This is a genomic window from Mesorhizobium sp. WSM4810, from assembly GCF_055811235.1.
The window spans coordinates 48075-65686 of the sequence record NZ_JBVVQV010000008.1 but is presented as its reverse complement, the minus strand read 5'-3'; the positions used below and the strand labels follow the sequence as shown (position 1 = coordinate 65686).

The following is a 17612-nucleotide window of genomic DNA, read 5'->3' as shown; positions in this document are numbered from 1 at the left end:
ATCATGACCGATCTGCTGTCCGGCATCCGCGTCCTCGACCTGACCAATGTTCTGGCTGGCCCCTACTGTGCCTATCAGCTGGCGCTGCTCGGGGCCGATGTGATCAAGGTCGAGGCGCCGCAAGGCGGCGATCTGGCGCGCCAGCTCGGCGGCTCGCCGGAACTCAACAGCACCGGCATGGGCGCTTCGTTCCTGGCGCAGAACGCCGGCAAACGATCGGTGGTGCTCGATCTCAAGAAAGAGGCCGATCGCGAACGCTTCCTCGATCTGGTCGCCTCCGCCGACGCGCTGGTCGAGAATTTCCGCCCCGGCGTGATGGATCGGCTGGGGCTCGGCTATGCCAGGCTGAAAGAGGTCCGCCCCAGTCTTGTCTATTGCGCAATTTCGGGCTTCGGCCAGACCGGGCCGATGCGCGACAATCCGGCCTACGACCAGATCATCCAGGGTCTTTCGGGCATCATGAGCATCACCGGCACAGCGCAGACCGCGCCGCTGCGTGTCGGATACCCCGTCGCCGACACGCTGGGTGGGCTGGTCGGGGCGTTCGCCATCACGGCGGCACTTGTGAAGCAGAAGACGACAGGCGAGGGCGCTTTCCTCGACGTGTCGATGCTCGAATGCACGCTTTCCGCGCTGGGCTGGCCGGTCTCCAACTATCTGACGGCAGGCGTCGAGCCGCAGCCGATGGGCAACGAGAACATGACGGCGGCACCTTCCGGCACGTTTCGCACCGGCGACGGTCTGCTCAACATCGCCGCCAACAAGCAGGAGCAGTTCGTCACGCTCTGCCGGCTGGTCGGGCTGCCGGAGCTGGCGTCGGACCCGCGCTTTGCCGAGCGCGAGACGCGCAAGCGCAACCGCATCGCCTTGAAGGCGCTGATCGAGGATGCCCTGGCGAACAGCTCGGCCGCGGCCTGGGAGGAGACGCTCAATCGCGCAGGCGTGCCGGCGGGCAGGGTGCTGACGATCCCGCAGGTGCTGGCCGAGCAGCAAGTGATCGAGCGCGACATGACCACCCGTTTCGATAGCATGCCGAACATCGACCGACCGCTGACCGTCGTGCGCGGCGGGTTCATGGTCGATGGTGCAGCACCGTTGCCGACCAAGCCGCCGCCGGCGCTGGGCGAGCATATGGACGAGGTGTTTGCCAGTCTGCCGCCGCGCGTCAAGAAAAGGGCGCAGGCATGAGCGACGCGAGAACATGAGCAACGTTGAGAAAAAAACCGGCCGCGAGCGCGGTGAGGAATGGTGGCAGACCGATATCATCGAAATGCGCCCTGGCGTGATCCGGCTGCGTGGCTATGAGATCCAGGACCTGATCGGCCGCGTCAGCTTTCCGGCGATGATCTGGCTGATGCTGCGCGGCGAACTGCCTGGCGAGGAGCAGGCGGCGCTGCTCGGTATCGCGCTGGGGGCGGCCGTCGACCACGGGCCGCAGGCGCCGTCGATCGCCATTGCCCGCATGGCGGCCACCTGCGGCGTCGGCATCAACAGCGCCATGGCTTCAGCCATCAATGTGCTTGGCGACGTGCATGGCGGCGCCGGCGAGCAGGCGCTTGCCTTCTACGGCGACATCGCCGCGGCACTGGACGCAGGCGTGACGCTTGCCGATGCCGTCGCGTCGCGGCTCGATCGCTTCTTCGCCGAGGAAAAATCCTATGTGCCGGGGCTCGGCCATCGCTTCCACCCGGTCGATCCGCGGGCGCCGCGTCTCATCGAGCTGACCCGCGATTTTGCCGCGCGCGGCGTCGTCAGCGGACGTTTCGCCGACATCGCCGAGGCTGTTGAGGCCGAGGTCGCGCGGCGCAAGGGCAAGAAGATCCCGCTCAACATCGACGGCGCCACCGCCGTCATCTATGGCGAGCTCGGCTTTCCGCCGCCGCTGACACGTGGCCTTTTCGTGCTGTCGCGCTCGGTCGGCGTCTTGGCGCATGCGTGGGAACAGTCGCAACAGAGCGACCGCAACAAAGGACCACTGCCGCGCGAATGGTTGTGGGCCTATACCGGCACGCCGGTCCGGTCTTTCCCTCAGGGAGAGGACGACGCCAAATGAGACCTTGGTTCAAGTTCGCCAGCGGGCGCTGGCTGGGGAATTTTCAAGTTCTTCAGCAGCGTTGAAAGTTCGGGCTCGTCGATAAGCACGGCTGCGTCTTCCGGCGCCAGCCATGCCCGCTGCCGCCTTTTGGCTTCCTGCCAGTTGGCCAGTTCCTCCGTCACCGCCAGCAGGTAGACGGTGACGTCGACGCGGACGAAGCGGTTCGTCAGCCGCTTCCAGTAGGAATAGGTGCCGGCCGGCTGCTTCAGCGTCTTGCCGAGGACGCCGGCTTCCTCCCGCGCTTCGATGGTGGCTGCCTTGCGCCCACTCTTGCCCTTCATCGGCCAGCCCTTGGGCACGATAAAGCGCCTTGTCGATATCGAGGTGACCAGCATCACCTCGACGCCGCCATGCCTGCCCAGCCGAAAGGGAATTGCCGCGACCTGGCGGATCCGCTCGCCCTTCCTCGCCTTGCGCACGACCTTCTTCTTGGTGGCTGCCATTGCCGACGATCCAATCAGGGCAGTGCCCAAGCGCAAAGGCACGTTGCGAAATCAAAACCGCCTTTGATGCTACTTTAAGTAGAGCGGCGTTCAAGCATATCAGCTAAATAAATGAAAACGCCGGGCCATCAGCGGCAGACGCTGATGAAGCGGCTGCCCGATCGCCGCAACTGGCAAGTAGGCGCCATCTGCGGCACATCTGGCCGTTGCGGCACGACCACGCGATCCTGGGCACGGAACTGCTGTTGCTGCTGCTGAAATTGCTGCCGTCGCAGCCTGTTCTCCAGCATCTGCAATTCGCCTTGCAGGACCACGGTTTTGCGATTGGCGGGAGCGACGTTCTGCGCGGAGACAGCCGCGCCCGACAGCATCGCTGTTGCCAGGGTTGCCGACATCAAGATCGTCGAAAGGCGAAGCGGCGACATCCATCCATTCCCTTACGAAACAGAACCTTGCGATTATATAGGGCGTTTGTCTGATGATGCCATGGATTAAAACCCCACGCCGGAGCGGAATTGGCTGACTAGCCAGTCAGGGCGCAAAGCCCGTCGACCGATGTGTGCTGGCAAAGGGCACCAATACGAGGCCGACGACAAGAAGCTGGAGGGCATCCTGCAGTTCCATGCCTTTCAGGCCTGGATTGGATAATTTGAACCGCAACATCGCACAGTTGAAAATCGCGGCACGGGCGGCGCTGCGTTCCCCGGAGCCTTTGGCCACGGCACGGCGATAGCCCAGCTGCGCGACTATTCGCGGAATGCGCGGCTGATCTGGTCGGTCAATGGCTTCATCAGAAACGAGATGACGGTGCGATCGGTCGTGCGCATGAACGCCTCCACCGGCATGCCCGGCTTGAGGCTTTCCGGATCCAACGAGCCAAGCTTGCCTTCGTCAAGCCTGATCCGCACGCTGTAGTAGGATAGTCCGTTCCGCTCGTCTTCGACGAGGTCGGGAGAAACCGTTGCTACATGTCCTTCGAGTTCCGGCGTGACCTGCTGGCTGAACGCCGACAGCCGCAGATGGACAAGCTGGCCGGGCTGGACCTGATCGATGTCTTGAGGCGCGATGCGTGCGTCCACAGTCAATTCGTCAGCGGTCGGGACAATCATCATAATTGGCTCGCCGGTCGTGACGACGCCGCCGACCGTATGGATCGCAAGCTGATGCACCCGTCCGTTCTGGGGTGAACGAATATCGGTCTGTCTAAGCAATTCCTCCGCGGCGATCTTTCGCTCTGCCAATTCTGTGGTTCGAGCCTCCGTTTCGCGTAATTCTTTCGCGACCTCGCTGCGCCAATCCTGCTGGATCTGGATGATGGCCATTTCTGTTTCGCTGATTCTGCCGTTCGCTTCGGCTATCGCAGCGACGAGTTGGCCGCGCCCTCCCTCGATCTGAGCCTCGCCCCGCTCCAGGTCCAGGAGTCGCGACCGCTGGACGAGTTTCTTTTCCCAAAGGCCCCTGACGCCCTTGATCTCGTCGCGGACCAACGCAATCTCGTGCTCCTTGGCCGCCCTTTGTGCCTCGAGGCCCGCTATCTCCTCCTTGAGCTGGCTCACCCGTTGCCTGCGTTGCTCGATTTGGGCACGGTAAGCTCCCCGGCGCAAAGCGAAAAGTTTCTGCTCCCCGCCGATCACACGCGCCACATGTCCAACAGAGGAGCGGCTGGTGAGATCCTCGGAAAAGGCTATCGCCTCGGCACCCTCACGCTCCGCTGTGAGGCGTGCCTCCCGCGCCGAGAGTTCGTCCAGGGTATTGGTTATGACGGCGAGATTGGCGCGTGTAAGCGTGTCGTCGAGACGGAGCAAAATATCGCCTGCTCTGACTTCATCGCCGTTGCGCACGTTGATCTCACCCACAACGCCGCCACTTGGATGCTGAACCGCCTTGACGTTGGATTCCACTGCGATATGGCCGGTAGCGATGACGGCGCCTGACAATTCCGTCGTTGCGGCCCATGCACCAAGGCCGCCGACAAGCAGCGCCACGGTTGCGGCGCCAAGAAGCATATACCGGCGAAGGGATAAGTCGTTCTGCGTCGGCTGCGATCGCACATCGGTAGGGAGGTTAGCCCGAACGAACAGCAGCCCGCCGATTTTGCCCTTGACGCCGGCCAGATGGCTCGCTCCGGCACGAATATGCGGAATCATCCCCCTCACGCCGTTACGCGCGCCAAAGAACGATCGATCATGAAATAACGTCATCCTGATGCCTTTTCCTCCGGGGCAACTGCTTGAAGCGTTCCCACGGAGGCACTCCGCGTCGTGCCCCCGACGACCAGATCCCTCGCCCCAAATGCGTGCTGACGGCCGGAGTCGAGAACAAGTAAAAGGTCCACTGCCGCCAGGGCGCTTGGACGATGGGCGATGACGACAACCACGCCGTGCCGCTGTTTGACTGCAAGGATCGCCTGGGTCAAAGCCTGCTCGCCTCCAGCGTCCAGATTCGAGTTCGGTTCATCCAAAACAACGAGGAAAGGATCACCATAAAGCGCGCGGGCCAGTCCGATGCGCTGCCGCTGTCCTGCTGAAAGCGATGCGCCGCCCTCGCCGATCTCGGTCTGATATCCGCGAGGCAAGCGCAGGATCATTTCGTGCATGCCCGCGGTCTTGGCCGCCGCGATAATGGTTGCCGGATCCGGAGAAGGATCAAAGCGGGCAATGTTTTGAGCAATGGTACCTGCGAAAAGTTCGACATCTTGCGGCAGATACCCGATGTGCCCCCCCAGTGCCTCAGCCGGCCACTGTTCGATGGCGGCGCCGTCCAGGCGGATTTTGCCGCGCGCTGCCGGCCAGACGCCGACGAGCGCCCGCGCCAGTGACGATTTGCCCGATGCACTCGGACCGATGACACCGAGCGCGGAGCCGGCGCTCAGCGAAAACGTAATGTCCTGTACAACAAAACGGCGCTCGCCTGGCGGAACGACGCCGATCCCTTCAACCGAGAGTTCGGTCCGCGGCGGCGGCAGCTGCAAGCGATCCTCTGTGGCGGGGAACTCCCTGAAAAGTTCGCTCAGCCGATGCCAGCCTTGTCTAGCGGCAAGAAAGTTCTTCCAGTGCGCAATTGCGAGTTCGACTGGCGCCAGCGCTCGCGCGGTGAGAATAGAACTTGCGATGATGATGCCAGGCGTGGCTTCCTGGCCGATCACCAAATACGCTCCGATCGCGAGAACGACTGATTGCAGCAGCATCCTAAAGCCGCGGGAGAGCGCGCCGAATGAACCCGTGACATCGCTGGCGCGCATCTGCGCCCGCCTGTATTTGCCGTTTGCTTCCGCCCAGCGCGAGGCCACCGTGGATCTCATGCCCATCGCTTCGAGCACCTCGGCATTGCGGATGCTTGCCAGTGCGATATTGCTGCGCGCTCCGGCATATCCAGACATTTCAGTTGCTGGATGGCGGACAGTTTTCTCCGTGAGCACGGTCAATGCCAAAAGCAGGATCGCCCCAATCAGCGCAGCCAGGCCGAGCCAAGGATGGAAGGCAAAACAGAGCGCGAGATAAAGCGGCATCCACGGCAGGTCGAAAAGAGTGGCGGGACCACCGCTGGCCAGGAAACCGCCGATTTGATCGAGATCGCGCACCGGCTGCATGCCCTCGCCCGAACGGCCTCTGGCCAAGGGCAATTGCGACATCACGCGGTAGGTCCGCTCACTCAGGCGCTCGTCGAGTCCGCTGCCGATACGCGCCAGCACCCGGCCGCGGATCGCGTCGAGTGCACTTTGAAAAACATATAGAATCGAAATCAGCAGGACCAGAGCCACCAGCGTCGGCACGCTACGGCTGGGCAGGACCCTGTCGTAGACCTGCAGCATAAACACCGAGCCGGACAACATCAGCACGTTGATAAGGCCGCTGAAAGCCGCCACCGCCAAAAAGGCGCGCCGGAAATGCGCCAGGCAGGCAGCCAATTCGGACTTCGCCCTCGGCGGGCGGAGCTTCTCTGAACCAGATTGTGACATTGATGTCCCCTCGATCAACCGCATGCGTCAGCAGGCGATGCGGGCCCATAACTGCAGGCCCGCATCGTCCGGCATTGGCTACGCGGCCTGATCGGCGATCACGCTGTTGTTATGCGCAGACAGTTGCTCGATGAGTTTCGCAGCCAGCGCGTCGGCATCGCCCGCTTGCGTATGTGCATACTCTGCCCAATCAAAAGCCGGTCTCGGATCGCCCGCATTTGCTAGCGCGGTCGACGCATTGTCCCGGACCTGCTCGATAGCGTCGTCGAGTTGGCCCCGAGCGTTCCCGAGTTGTGGAAACACGATGTTATCGCCGTCAAGCGCCACCTGTGCACCACTCTCCTTAGCCGTGCCAGGCGTTCCTTCAGCCTCCTCATGTTCGGCCAGGGTCTGGTCAGACCGGAAGTTTACGCCCTGTTTGCCGAAGAAGGTTGCAAGCCACTGGGAGCCAGAATTCGGCTGCCCAGAATCCGGCGGCGTTGTCGGGGCCGGTTCAGCTTGCGCCGTTGGTGTCGGGGCCGGCTCAGCTTGCGCCGTTGGCGTTGGTTCCTGCTGCGGCGCCGGATCGGAAACTGCCGCCGGTTCATCCTGAACGGCAGCGACGGCTCCCTGCTTCGGATCGACGAGATCGAGTTTGACGTTCTTGCTCCCGACAGAGACGGTGCGCGTCGAAGCTTCGATGCCCGCCCCCGAGAAGGTTACTGTGTAGGTGCCGGGCTTGAGCGCGAGGTCGTAGCCGCCGGCGCCCATGGTCTTCGTCGTAAACGTCGCGCCCGTCGAACTCTTCGCTGTGATGGTGAGACCGGATAGACCTTCACCGGGATCGTAGAACCTATCCCCGTCCTTGTCGTCGATCGCCACACCGGTCAGGAACAGGTCTGATCCGGTCTTGGCGAAATTCTCCGCCACGAAACCGCTGGAGCGCCCCTGGTAATCGCCAACCTCGAATCCAAGACCTACCTCGCGGAAGTTCCCGTTGAGGATGTTGGCACGATGACCCGGGGAGTTCATCAGGTTGTTGTGCAGGAGCAGAATCTCGTCATTGTAGCCCGTCGGTGACCTGGTCGTAGCCCATGCGATGTTCTCTCCTGTCGCCCAGGAGCCCGTTAGGGTGTAGCCGGCAGCCTTCATACGCTGGGTGGGCGAGGACCCTCCCGACCCCGTGTGAGAAAAGGTGTCGGTTGCAAGCATCCATCTGCTGTGCCCCTCAGCCGCCTCGCTGAGATCATTATCGAAGGCCAGCGGCTGCACGCCGGCCTTAGCCCTCTCCGCGTTGATAAGTTCAAGTAGATATTGTTCATGTGCGCTATGTTGCGGCATTAGATCGTCGCTCCACTGTTTCGTTTTTGGACGGTCCCGCCAAGCTGTAGAATTTCCCAATCACGCTTGGTAAAAGCCGACTGTGGCTAACCTGCGGCAAGCAGCTGTTAACCATGATTTTGTTAAAGAGAATTTGTGGGGATGCGATAACACGAAATTTCATATTGTAATGCAACCAGCAAGTGTGACATTCAATTATGCGCGTTCTCGCGATGCGCGACGTGCGCGCCAGGCCGTGACGAGTTGAGAGTGGCGGCCGCGGCTATGCCGCCGGCAAGAGGTCGGGCTCTCGTCCTTTACCCGCATGCCGCCGGCATCCAGATCGGGACGGCGCCCGGTCCGGTCCCGAACGCCTCGCGTCGACCATTGCCATTAACCGAAGGTTGTTCGCCGATCTTGGACATCAGGGACCCGTGTGGCCGGGCCGTCTCGATCGCTGTCAAGATCGTTAAACGAAAAGCTGATCAAGTCGGCTTCGCCGTGCAACCGGGACGCTTGGTTGTGGAGCGCTGGATCAGCTGCAACAGGCGGCTGATGGTAGACGCGCGCCCCGCAGTGGGGTTAGACGGGCCCGCCCGCGGCCCTCGCTTCAGTCGACTTCGCGCAGGCGGTATCCTACGCCGGTTTCGGTGGTGATGTAACGCGGCTGGTCGGGCGTTTTCTCGATCTTTTGCCTGAGCTGCCGCACATAGACCCTGAGATACTGCACGTCGGTCGAATCGCCCCAGACCTGCTTCAAAAGAAACTGGTGGGTGAGAACCTTGCCGGCGTGCTGCACGAGGATGCGCAGGATGTCGTACTCCTTCGGCGAGAGCTTTATCTCCCTGTCCTCGATCATGACGATGCGCTTCACCAGATCGACCGTGAGATCGCCGGTGTGGAAGACCGGCTTCTCGCCTTGCTGCTGGAACTTGTGGCGGAGCGCCACGCGGATGCGCGCGACAAGCTCGTTCATGCCGAACGGCTTGGTGATATAGTCGTCGGCGCCGAGATCAAGTGCCGAGACGATGCCGGCCTCGTCGGTGCGGCTGGAAAGGATGACGACGGGAACATCCAGGCCGTCGTCCCGCCATTTGCGCAGCAATTCGTGACCGCCCATGCCGGGCAGGCCGAGATCGAGCAGGATCAGGTCCGGCTTTTCCGTCTCCACGAGTTCGATCGCCGTCTTGGCGTTCGGCGCCTCGCTGATCGCATAGCCCTGGCTGCCAAGGCCGACGCGGAGCAGCTTGCGGATCGGCGGTTCGTCATCGACGACCAAAATCCTGACGTCCAGGTTCGTCATGGCAAGTTCGTCATGGCAGGTCATCCATGCCGGGGTCGCCCACATGTTGGTCTGCCGCTACCGGCATCCTGATGGTAAAAACCGCACCCGGGCGGTCGGTCCTGTTGGCCGCCGAAATGGTCCCGCCCATCGCCTCGATGAAGCCACGGCAGATCGAGAGCCCGAGCCCGGTGCCGGCACGGACCTGATCGCCCTTGCGCACCCGGTGGAACGTGTCGAAAATGCGCTCCAGATCCGCTGGCGGAACGCCTGGCCCCTCGTCCATGATCTGCAGCATGACGGAACCATTGTCGGCCCAGCCCTGCAGGCGGATCGTCGAAGCTGGCGGGGCAAATTTAGCGGCATTGTCGAGGAGATTGAACAGCGCTTGCTCGAACAGGACGGGGTCGACCCTCAGCATCGGCAGATCCGTGGGAATGTCCATTTCGGTCTTGTGTTCGCCGATGATTTTTCTGGCTCGATGCAAGGCGGTGCCGACAATGTCGCCGACATAGTGGAACGCGTAGTTCGGCTCCATCGCACCGGATTCGATCTTGGTCATGTCAAGCAGATTGGCGATGAAGCGGTTCAGCCGCTCCGATTCGTCGAGCACGGTCGACAGCAGGTCCGCCCGGTCCGTTTCGGGAAGCGCCGGCGCAAATTCCCGCAATGTGCCGGCGGCGCCCATGATTGCGGCAAGCGGCGTTTTCAGGTCATGGGAAATCGAGGTCAGCAGCGCCGAGCGCAGGCGGTCCGCCTCGGCCTCGAGCCTGGCCCGGTCGACGTCGGCAACAAGCTGGATGCGCTCGATCGCGACCGCCGCCTGATCCGCGAGCGCGTCGAGCAGGCGCTTCTGTTCGGGGGTCAGCAACGGGCCTTGCTTGTCATTGTCGAGGCCGACGACGCCGACCGCGGTGCGACCGGTCCGCAACGGCAGATACAGGCGTCTTGCTCCGGAAGCGTGTCTGCGCCGCGGCCTGCGGGGCGATCGTGCTCCCAGGCCCAACGGGCGGCCGCGATGTCGGCCTCGGCCAGCGTGTCGTCGGGTGGGTAACCGGCCTTGACGGTGATCGTGCCGTCTTCCGGCAGCAGCAGCACCACGCGCAGCTTCAGCATCGAGGCGATCTGGAAGGCAGTCGCCCAGAGCACGTCGTCTAGCGTGCCGGCGCCGGCGAGCTTCTTCGAGAAAAGATAGATATCTTCCGTGGCGCGTGCCCGCGCGCGGGCAGCGACCGCCTGTCGCTGCACCCGCGCTGTCAGATTGCTGGCAATGACCGCAACAACCAGGAAGGCAGCCAGCGCCACGATGCTCTCCGGGTCCTGGATCGTCAGCGTGTAGCGTGGTTCCAGGAAGAAAAAGTTGAAGGCAATGGCGCTGATGAGGCAGGCATACAAAGCCGGCCAGAGACCGCCGGTCACCGCCGACGTCAGAACCCCGATGAGAAAGATGATCGCCAGATTGCGGACGTCGAGGAACTGGTGGAGAAGGACCGCGAAGGCGAGCGAGCCAGCAACATAGGCCGTGGCCTTGAGATAGGGCCAGATATCGAATTGCCACTGCTCGTCCGCCACCTTTACGGTCCGTGACGTCGCCTCGTCGTTGCGTTCGTTTCCCGAAATGACATGGACGCTGATGTCGCCGGCATTGCGGATGAGATCATAAGTGAGCGAGCCTTCGATCAATTCCCGCCAGCGCGAACGGGTCGGCCTGCCGATCACGATATGGGTGAAGTTGTTGGCGGTCGCATGGCGAACGATGTCCTGCGCGACGTTCTGGCCTGGAATGGTCGTTACTTCGGCGCCAAGCTGCTCGGCAAGGCGCAGCAGCGTCGCGAGCCGATCCTTTTCCTCCTCGGACATGGCGGCTGAACGAGGGGTATCGACATGAAGCGCCGTCCAGGGAGCGCGGAGCCGGTCGGCCAATCTCCGCGCATAGCGGACGCGGGCCGCCCCGCCCGGACGCGCATCGACGCAGACGAGAACCCTTTCCCCCGCCGCCCAGGGCCCGGGTATGGCGTGGGCCTGCATGTGGGTCAGCAACTGCTCGTCGACGCGCTGGGCGGTGCGGCGCAGCGCCAGTTCCCTGAGCGCCGTCAGATTGCCCGGCGAGAAATAATTCTCGATCGCGCGCCGGGCGGTGCTGGGGATATAGACCTTGCCTTCCTCGAGCCGCTTGATCAGGTCGTCGGGCGTGAGATCGATGATCTCGATGTCGTCGGCCTGGTCGATGATGGAGTCTGGAACCGTCTCGCGCACCCTGACGCGCGTGATCTGCGCCAAGACATCGTTCAGGCTTTCGACATGTTGTATGTTGAGCGTGGTGTAGACGTCGATGCCGTGCGTCAGGATTTCCTGAACGTCGAGATAGCGCTTGGGATGGCGGCTGCCCGGTGCGTTGGTATGGGCAAGCTCATCAACGAGGACCAGCGCCGGACGCCGGGCAAGGATGGCATCGAGATCCATTTCCTCGAGGATGCGCCCCTTGTACTCGACCCGATGACGGGGAATCACCTCATAGCCGTCGACCAGCACCTGGGTTTCCTTGCGGCCGTGCGTCTCGACGACGCCGATCACCACGTCCACTCCGTCGGCCAATCTTGCACGGCCCGACATCAGCATTTCATAGGTCTTGCCGACACCGGGTGCTGCGCCCAGAAAAATCCGCAGACGACCGCGCGCCTCCCGCTCCGCACGGTCAAGCAGGGCGTCGGGTGAGGGTCGGGTTTCGTTGCTTCTGTCGTCCGGCATCACAATCGATCATGAATGGCGCCGGGGATGGTGTCGATCCCCAGCCTGCCACTCATTGCTTCCCACAATTCATTGCTTGATGGCCTCGTCCAGCGCCAGGTTAAGCGCCAGCACATTGACCACAGGCTCTCCCATGAAGCCGAGCTCGCGGTCCTCCACATGGCTGTCGACAAGCGACTTGACACTGGCTTCATCGGCGCCCCTGGCCCTGGCCACCCTGGCGACCTGGAAATAGGCGGCCTCGGGGCTGATATGCGGATCGAGGCCGCTGGCTGAAGTCGTGACCAGATCGATCGGCACCTTCTGGTTCGGATTTTCCGCATTCAGCCTGTCGGCATCGCTCTTGACGCGGTCGATCAGCCTGGGGTTGGTCGGCCCGAGATTCGAGCCGCTCGAAGCGGCGGCGTCGTAGCCGTCGCCCGCAGCCGACGGCCGGCCATGGAAATAGCGCTCGCTGGCAAAAGCCTGGCCAATCAGTTCGGAGCCGACGACCTTGCCGTCCCTCTCGATCAGGCTGCCATTGGCCTGGCGCGGGAACAAGGCCTGGGCGATGCCGGTCATGCCGATCGGATAGATCAGGCCGGTGAGGATGGTGAAGAAAACGATCATGGTGATGGCGGGTCTGATTTGCTTGAGCATCGACTTCATTCCTTATGCGAGGCCAAGCGCGGTGATGGCCATGTCGATCGCCTTGATGCCGACGAAGGGGACGATGATGCCGCCGAGGCCGTAGACAAGGAGGTTGCGGCTGAGCAGCGCGGCCGCGCCGATCGCGCGATATCTGACGCCTCTCAGCGACAGCGGGATCAGCGCGACGATGATCAGTGCGTTGAAGATGATGGCCGAGAGAATGGCGCTCTGCGGCGTTGCCAGATGCATGATGTTGAGCGCCTGCAGCGGGCCTGATGTCTGCCCCGGCGCAATGTAGAAGACGGCGAATATGGCTGGGATGATGGCAAAATACTTGGCCACGTCGTTGGCGATGGAGAAGGTCGTCAGCGAGCCGCGCGTCATCAGCAGCGCCTTGCCGATTTCCACGATCTCGATCAGCTTGGTCGGATCGCTGTCGAGGTCGACCATATTGCCGGCTTCGCGCGCGGCGACCGTGCCGGTGTTCATGGCGACGCCGACATCGGCCTGCGCGAGGGCAGGCGCATCATTGGTGCCGTCGCCGCACATGGCGACGAGCTTGCCCTTGGCCTGTTCGTCGCGGATGAGCTTCAGCTTGTCCTCGGGCGTCGCCTGGGCAAGGAAATCGTCGACGCCGGCCTCCGCCGCGATCGCCGCCGCCGTCATCGGGTTGTCGCCGGTGATCATCACCGTGCGGATCCCCATCTTGCGCAGTTCGGCGAAGCGCTCCCTGATGCCGCCCTTGATGATGTCCTTGAGATGGACGACGCCGAGCAGGCGTCCGTCGCGCTCGACCGCCAGCGGCGTGCCGCCGGATTTGGCGACGTCGTCGGCGATTGCCTGCAGATCGCGGACGGTGTCGCTGCCGGGGCGCGTGCCATGCGAGGCGACGGTCGACTGATTGACGTGGGCGAGCACCGAATCGACCGCGCCCTTGCGAACCGAAGAGCCATCGATGTCGACGCCGCTCATGCGGGTTTGCGCGGTGAAGGGCACGAAAGTGGCATGCAGTGTTGCCATGTCGCGGGCACGGATGGCGTATTTCTCCTTCGCCAGCACGACGATCGAGCGGCCTTCCGGCGTCTCATCGGCAAGCGAGGCCAACTGCGCCGCGTCGGCCAACTCCTGCTCGGTGACGCCCTTGACCGGGCGGAATGCCGTCGCCTGGCGATTGCCGAGCGTGATCGTGCCGGTCTTGTCGAGCAGCAGCGTGTCGACGTCACCCGCCGCTTCGACCGCGCGGCCCGACATCGCCAGCACGTTGAACCGAACCAGGCGATCCATGCCGGCGATGCCGATGGCCGAAAGCAGCGCGCCGATCGTCGTCGGGATCAAAGTGACGATCAGGGCGACGAGGACGGTCACCGAAATGGTGCCGCTCGAATAGGAGGCGAAACTCGGGATCGTCGCCGTCGCCAGCACGAAGATCAGTGTCATGCCGACGAGCAGGATGTTCAGCGCGATCTCGTTGGGCGTCTTCTGGCGCGCAGCGCCTTCGACCAGCGAGATCATACGGTCGAGGAACGTATGGCCGGAGGCCGCGGTGATGCGCACGCGGATCCAGTCGGACAGAACCTGCGTGCCGCCGGTCACCGCCGAACGGTCGCCGCCGGATTCACGGATCACCGGAGCGGATTCGCCGGTGATCGCCGCCTCGTTGACCGAAGCGACGCCTTCGATCACCTCGCCGTCCGATGGAATGATGTCGTCGGCCTCGACGAGCACCACGTCGTCGACCTTCAGGCTGGTGCCGGGCACCAGCTTGAACGTGGTGCGGTCGTCGCCGCTCAACAGCTTGGCCTGGCTCTCGGTGCGAGCCTTGCGCAGCGAATCGGCCTGCGCCTTGCCTCGGCCTTCGGCGATCGCTTCGGCGAAGTTGGCGAAAAGCACGGTGAACCACAGCCAGATGATGATCTGCAGCGAGAAGCCGAGATCGCCGCCACCAGTGACGAGATCCTTGACGAACAGGACTGAGGTGAGCGCCGAGACGACGGCGACGACGAACATCACCGGATTGCGCATCAGGGTGCGCGGGTTGAGTTTCCTGAAGGCGCCGTTGATGGCGGGCAGCAGGATGCGGGCATCCATGATGACAGCGGATTTGGACTGGCTCATTTGGTGGCTCCAGTATCGATATTATTGGACGGCACCGATCGATCGGATGCCGAACGAAGATGCGGAAGCCCGGAGGCCAGCAGCCAGATCACGATCATGACTGCCGCAATGCCGAAGAACGTGGACATGGTCGGGAAAGGAGGCGGGGTCGCCCCTTTCCGATCGTCTCGATGCCGAATCTTGCGACGTATGGTTTTGAGCCAGGACATGACATTGATCCAAGGTGGGACGGTTCAGAAAGTCTGCCCGTGGATGCCGGCCAGGTGCTCCACGATCGGTCCGACTGCCAGCGCCGGGAAGAAGGTGAGGCCGCCGACGATCAGAATGACGCCGACCAGCAGCCCGACGAACAGCGGCCCGTCGGTCGGAAAGGTGCCGGCGGAGGCCGGCACCGTCTTCTTGGCGACCAGCGAGCCGGCGATCGCCAGAGCCGGGATGATGACCAGGAAGCGGCCCATCAGCATGCCGATGGCAAGCGTGACGTTGTACCAGGGCGTGTTGCCGGTCAGGCCGCCAAAGGCCGAGCCGTTGTTGGCGGCAGCCGAGGTGTAGGCATAGAGAACTTCGGAGAAGCCGTGCGGGCCGGCATTGGCCATCGAAGCGACGCCTGTCGGCAGCACCACCGCGATGGCGGTGAAGATCAGCATCGCCAGCGGCAGGCAGAGAATGGCGAGCATCGCCATCTTGACCTCCTTGGCCTCGATCTTCTTGCCGAGATATTCGGGCGTGCGTCCGACCATCAGTCCGGCGACGAAGACGGCGATCACGATATACATCAGGATGCCGTAGAGACCGGCGCCGACACCGCCGACAATGACCTCGCCGAGCTGCATGTTGATGATCGGGATCATGCCGCCAAGCGCTGTGAAGCTGTCATGCATGGCGTTGACGGCGCCGCAGGACGCGGCGGTGGTGATCACCGCAAACAGCGCCGACAAAGCGATACCGAAGCGCGTTTCCTTGCCTTCCATGTTGCCGCCGTCGATGCCCAGCGCATGCACCAGCGGATTGCCTGATGCTTCCGCCCAGTAGCAGACGGCAACGCCGGCGATGAACAGGACGCCCATTGCAGTCAAGATCGCCCAACCCTGGCGCTGGTCGCCGTTCATGCGGCCGAAGACGTTGGTCAGCGCCGCACCGATGGCGAAGATCGAAACCATCTGGATCAGATTCGAGATCGCGTCGGGGTTTTCGAAGGGATGCGCGGCATTGGCGTTGAAGAAGCCGCCACCATTGGTGCCGAGCATCTTGATGGCGATCTGCGAGGCAACCGGCCCGACCGCGATAGTCTGCCGCGCGCCCTCCAGGGTTGTGGCGTCGAGATAAGCGCTGAGCGTCTGCGGAATGCCGAGATAGACATAGACCAGCGTCAGCACGATGCAGAGCGGCAACAGCAGGTAAAGGGTGCACCGGGTCATATCGACCCAGAAATTGCCGATCGATTTGCCGGAGGCCTTGCTGAAACCGCGGATCAGCGCGATTGCGATTGCGATGCCGGTCGCTGCGGACAGGAAGTTCTGCACGGTGAGGCCGGCCATCTGCACGAGATAGGACATCGTGCTTTCACCGCCGTAGTTCTGCCAGTTGGTGTTGGTCATGAAGCTGGCGGCGGTGTTGAAGGCGAGCCCGGGTTCGACGGAGCTCATGCCGGCCGGATTGTAAGGCAGGCTGCCTTGCAGCCGTTGCAGGGCGTAGAGCACCAGGAAGCCGGCGAGGTTGAAGAACAGCACGGCCGCCGCATAGGTGGTCCAGTGCTGCTCCTCATGCTCGCTGGTCCCCGAGATGCGATAAAGGCTGCGCTCGACAGGACCCAAAATCGGCGAGAGGAATGTGCGGTCGCCGCTGAAAACGCGATACATGTAGCCGCCGAGCGGCTTCACCAGCAAAACCACGATCCCGCAATAGACGAGAATCTGCATCCACCCGTTGAAAGTCATCGAAATAGCCTTCCGTGCCTGCGCCAGTTGCCGTTAGAAACGTTCTGGGCGAATGAGGGCGTATGTCAGGTAGGCGAGAAGGAACAGGGTCACAGCGCCACCGAGGATAAAGTCGACAAGCATGTTGCGGTCCTTCCGCCTAAAGACTGTCGCAGGCTTTGACGAAGGCGAAGAACAGGGCGAAAAACAAAAACCCTATCCCGAGAACGATGATGTCCATCGGAGCTGTTCCTTATTTTCGTTTTTGCACTGGCTTGCCTGCAGCCGGGCAGCGTTGAAGTCATGTGAAGACACTCTGTCGCGATGATAATGGCGACCGAGATGTGTCCTTCCCGACCGAATATGATCCGAACCCCATAAAGGTTCGAGACGTGGCGAAGAGGAAAGAAATAAGAATGCTATAAAGGATTTGCCGTCGCGGCTCTCAGCGCGGCGCTCAAAGATAAGCCGTGCGGCGGGGCGAAGCCGCCGAAAATCAGCGATTTCGCGTATAGATCACGGCATAGTCGTCCGCATACGCCGCTTCCAGCCGAGTTCATCGAAGAATGGGATGGGGCTGTCGTCCAGCGTGCGAATGGCTGGCGCGTGCGAAGCTGATGCGGGAACGAGGGCGGACTCGCTCCGCCAAATCGGCTGCTCAGCCTTCGGCCTTGAAGTTCTTGGCTTCCTTCTCGACCTTGGCGCTGTCCTTGCCGTGCTTGCGCATCAGATCCTTCGCCTGGTTGGGCGAAACGTCAGTTGTCTCGGCCAGTCGCAGGGCCTCCTTGTCGTCCGGTTCGCGTTTCTTCCGATCGGCCATTACGGTCCGTTTGTCAGCCATCACAATGCCTTTATGCTCTTGGCGATTTCGTTCAGCACCTTGCGGTCGGTGCCGTGGCGCTTGATCAGCGTGCGAGCCTGGTCGGGAGTGATGCCGGCTTCCTCGGCGAGATGCCTCACCTCATAGTCTTCGTCGCCGGCTACTTGTGAGCGATCGCGGTTGTCGGTCTTGGTCTTGTCGTCGGGCATGGCAGTTCTCTCCTCGCTTGGACCTTGAGCATAACGGCGGAGATTTCGTGAGGTTCCTTAATGCATGTCGCCCAAAAGTGCGCAGCGGTTTTGGGAC

General features: G+C 62.5%; 16 protein-coding genes and 1 pseudogene. 2 read left to right on the top strand and 15 right to left on the bottom strand.

Annotated features, from left to right (window positions below; genetic code table 11):
- Nucleotides 1-3: 3 nt before the first annotated feature.
- Nucleotides 4-1188, top strand: coding sequence for a CaiB/BaiF CoA transferase family protein (locus AC0L3O_RS14280; RefSeq protein ID WP_287196178.1), 1185 nt, complete (start codon nt 4-6; stop codon nt 1186-1188).
- Between the two features lie 13 nt (nt 1189-1201).
- Entirely contained in the window at nt 1202-2053 is an 852-nt protein-coding gene (locus AC0L3O_RS14275; protein ID WP_473615877.1) for a citryl-CoA lyase, read from the top strand.
- Here AC0L3O_RS14275 and AC0L3O_RS14270 read toward each other — a convergent pair.
- From AC0L3O_RS14270 to AC0L3O_RS14200, 15 genes and pseudogenes are all read right to left on the bottom strand, one after another.
- The gene (locus tag AC0L3O_RS14270) at nt 2029-2538 is read right to left on the bottom strand and encodes an NUDIX hydrolase (protein WP_128173503.1); all 510 of its coding nucleotides are present in this window, start codon (nt 2536-2538) and stop codon (nt 2029-2031) included. The genes AC0L3O_RS14275 and AC0L3O_RS14270 overlap by 25 nt on opposite strands.
- Nucleotides 2539-2666: 128 nt before the next feature.
- Nucleotides 2667-2909, bottom strand: a complete 243-nt coding sequence (locus AC0L3O_RS14265; protein WP_473615876.1) for a hypothetical protein — start codon at nt 2907-2909, stop codon at nt 2667-2669.
- 160 nt (nt 2910-3069) lie between these two features.
- A complete protein-coding gene (locus AC0L3O_RS14260; RefSeq protein ID WP_031254200.1) occupies nt 3070-3258 on the bottom strand; it encodes a hypothetical protein in 189 nt (62 codons plus the stop codon).
- 26 nt (nt 3259-3284) lie between these two features.
- A complete protein-coding gene (locus AC0L3O_RS14255; RefSeq protein ID WP_473535401.1) occupies nt 3285-4739 on the bottom strand; it encodes an HlyD family type I secretion periplasmic adaptor subunit in 1455 nt (484 codons plus the stop codon).
- Complete coding sequence (locus AC0L3O_RS14250) at nt 4736-6496, bottom strand: type I secretion system permease/ATPase (protein ID WP_473535400.1); 1761 nt, start codon at nt 6494-6496, stop codon at nt 4736-4738. The genes AC0L3O_RS14255 and AC0L3O_RS14250 overlap by 4 nt, the downstream gene beginning before the upstream one ends.
- A 78-nt stretch (nt 6497-6574) precedes the next feature.
- A complete protein-coding gene (locus AC0L3O_RS14245; RefSeq protein ID WP_473535399.1) occupies nt 6575-7816 on the bottom strand; it encodes a CAP domain-containing protein in 1242 nt (413 codons plus the stop codon).
- A 589-nt stretch (nt 7817-8405) separates the two neighbouring features.
- Nucleotides 8406-9098 carry a response regulator transcription factor gene (locus AC0L3O_RS14240; protein WP_077379451.1) on the bottom strand — a complete coding sequence of 231 codons (693 nt, stop codon included), beginning with the start codon at nt 9096-9098 and terminating at the stop codon, nt 8406-8408.
- Between the two features lie 10 nt (nt 9099-9108).
- Nucleotides 9109-11825, bottom strand: a pseudogene (locus tag AC0L3O_RS14235) (DUF4118 domain-containing protein).
- Between the two features lie 69 nt (nt 11826-11894).
- The gene (kdpC, locus tag AC0L3O_RS14230) at nt 11895-12464 is read right to left on the bottom strand and encodes a potassium-transporting ATPase subunit KdpC (RefSeq protein WP_023797475.1); all 570 of its coding nucleotides are present in this window, start codon (nt 12462-12464) and stop codon (nt 11895-11897) included.
- Between the two features lie 12 nt (nt 12465-12476).
- Nucleotides 12477-14570 carry a potassium-transporting ATPase subunit KdpB gene (gene kdpB / locus AC0L3O_RS14225; protein ID WP_473615874.1) on the bottom strand — a complete coding sequence of 698 codons (2094 nt, stop codon included), beginning with the start codon at nt 14568-14570 and terminating at the stop codon, nt 12477-12479.
- Entirely contained in the window at nt 14567-14779 is a 213-nt protein-coding gene (locus tag AC0L3O_RS14220; protein WP_473535396.1) for a hypothetical protein, read from the bottom strand. Before AC0L3O_RS14220 ends, kdpB begins: the two co-directional genes overlap by 4 nt.
- 24 nt (nt 14780-14803) lie before the next feature.
- Nucleotides 14804-16507: a potassium-transporting ATPase subunit KdpA gene (gene kdpA, locus AC0L3O_RS14215; RefSeq protein WP_473615873.1), complete on the bottom strand. Its 1704-nt coding sequence runs from the start codon at nt 16505-16507 to the stop codon at nt 14804-14806.
- Between the two features lie 33 nt (nt 16508-16540).
- Complete coding sequence (gene kdpF, locus AC0L3O_RS14210; RefSeq protein ID WP_287230395.1) at nt 16541-16630, bottom strand: K(+)-transporting ATPase subunit F; 90 nt, start codon at nt 16628-16630, stop codon at nt 16541-16543.
- Nucleotides 16631-17144: 514 nt separating this feature from the next.
- Nucleotides 17145-17327 carry a hypothetical protein gene (locus AC0L3O_RS14205; RefSeq protein ID WP_473535394.1) on the bottom strand — a complete coding sequence of 61 codons (183 nt, stop codon included), beginning with the start codon at nt 17325-17327 and terminating at the stop codon, nt 17145-17147.
- Nucleotides 17327-17515 carry a DUF3606 domain-containing protein gene (locus AC0L3O_RS14200; protein ID WP_023797481.1) on the bottom strand — a complete coding sequence of 63 codons (189 nt, stop codon included), beginning with the start codon at nt 17513-17515 and terminating at the stop codon, nt 17327-17329. The genes AC0L3O_RS14205 and AC0L3O_RS14200 overlap by 1 nt, the downstream gene beginning before the upstream one ends.
- Nucleotides 17516-17612 lie beyond the last annotated feature (97 nt).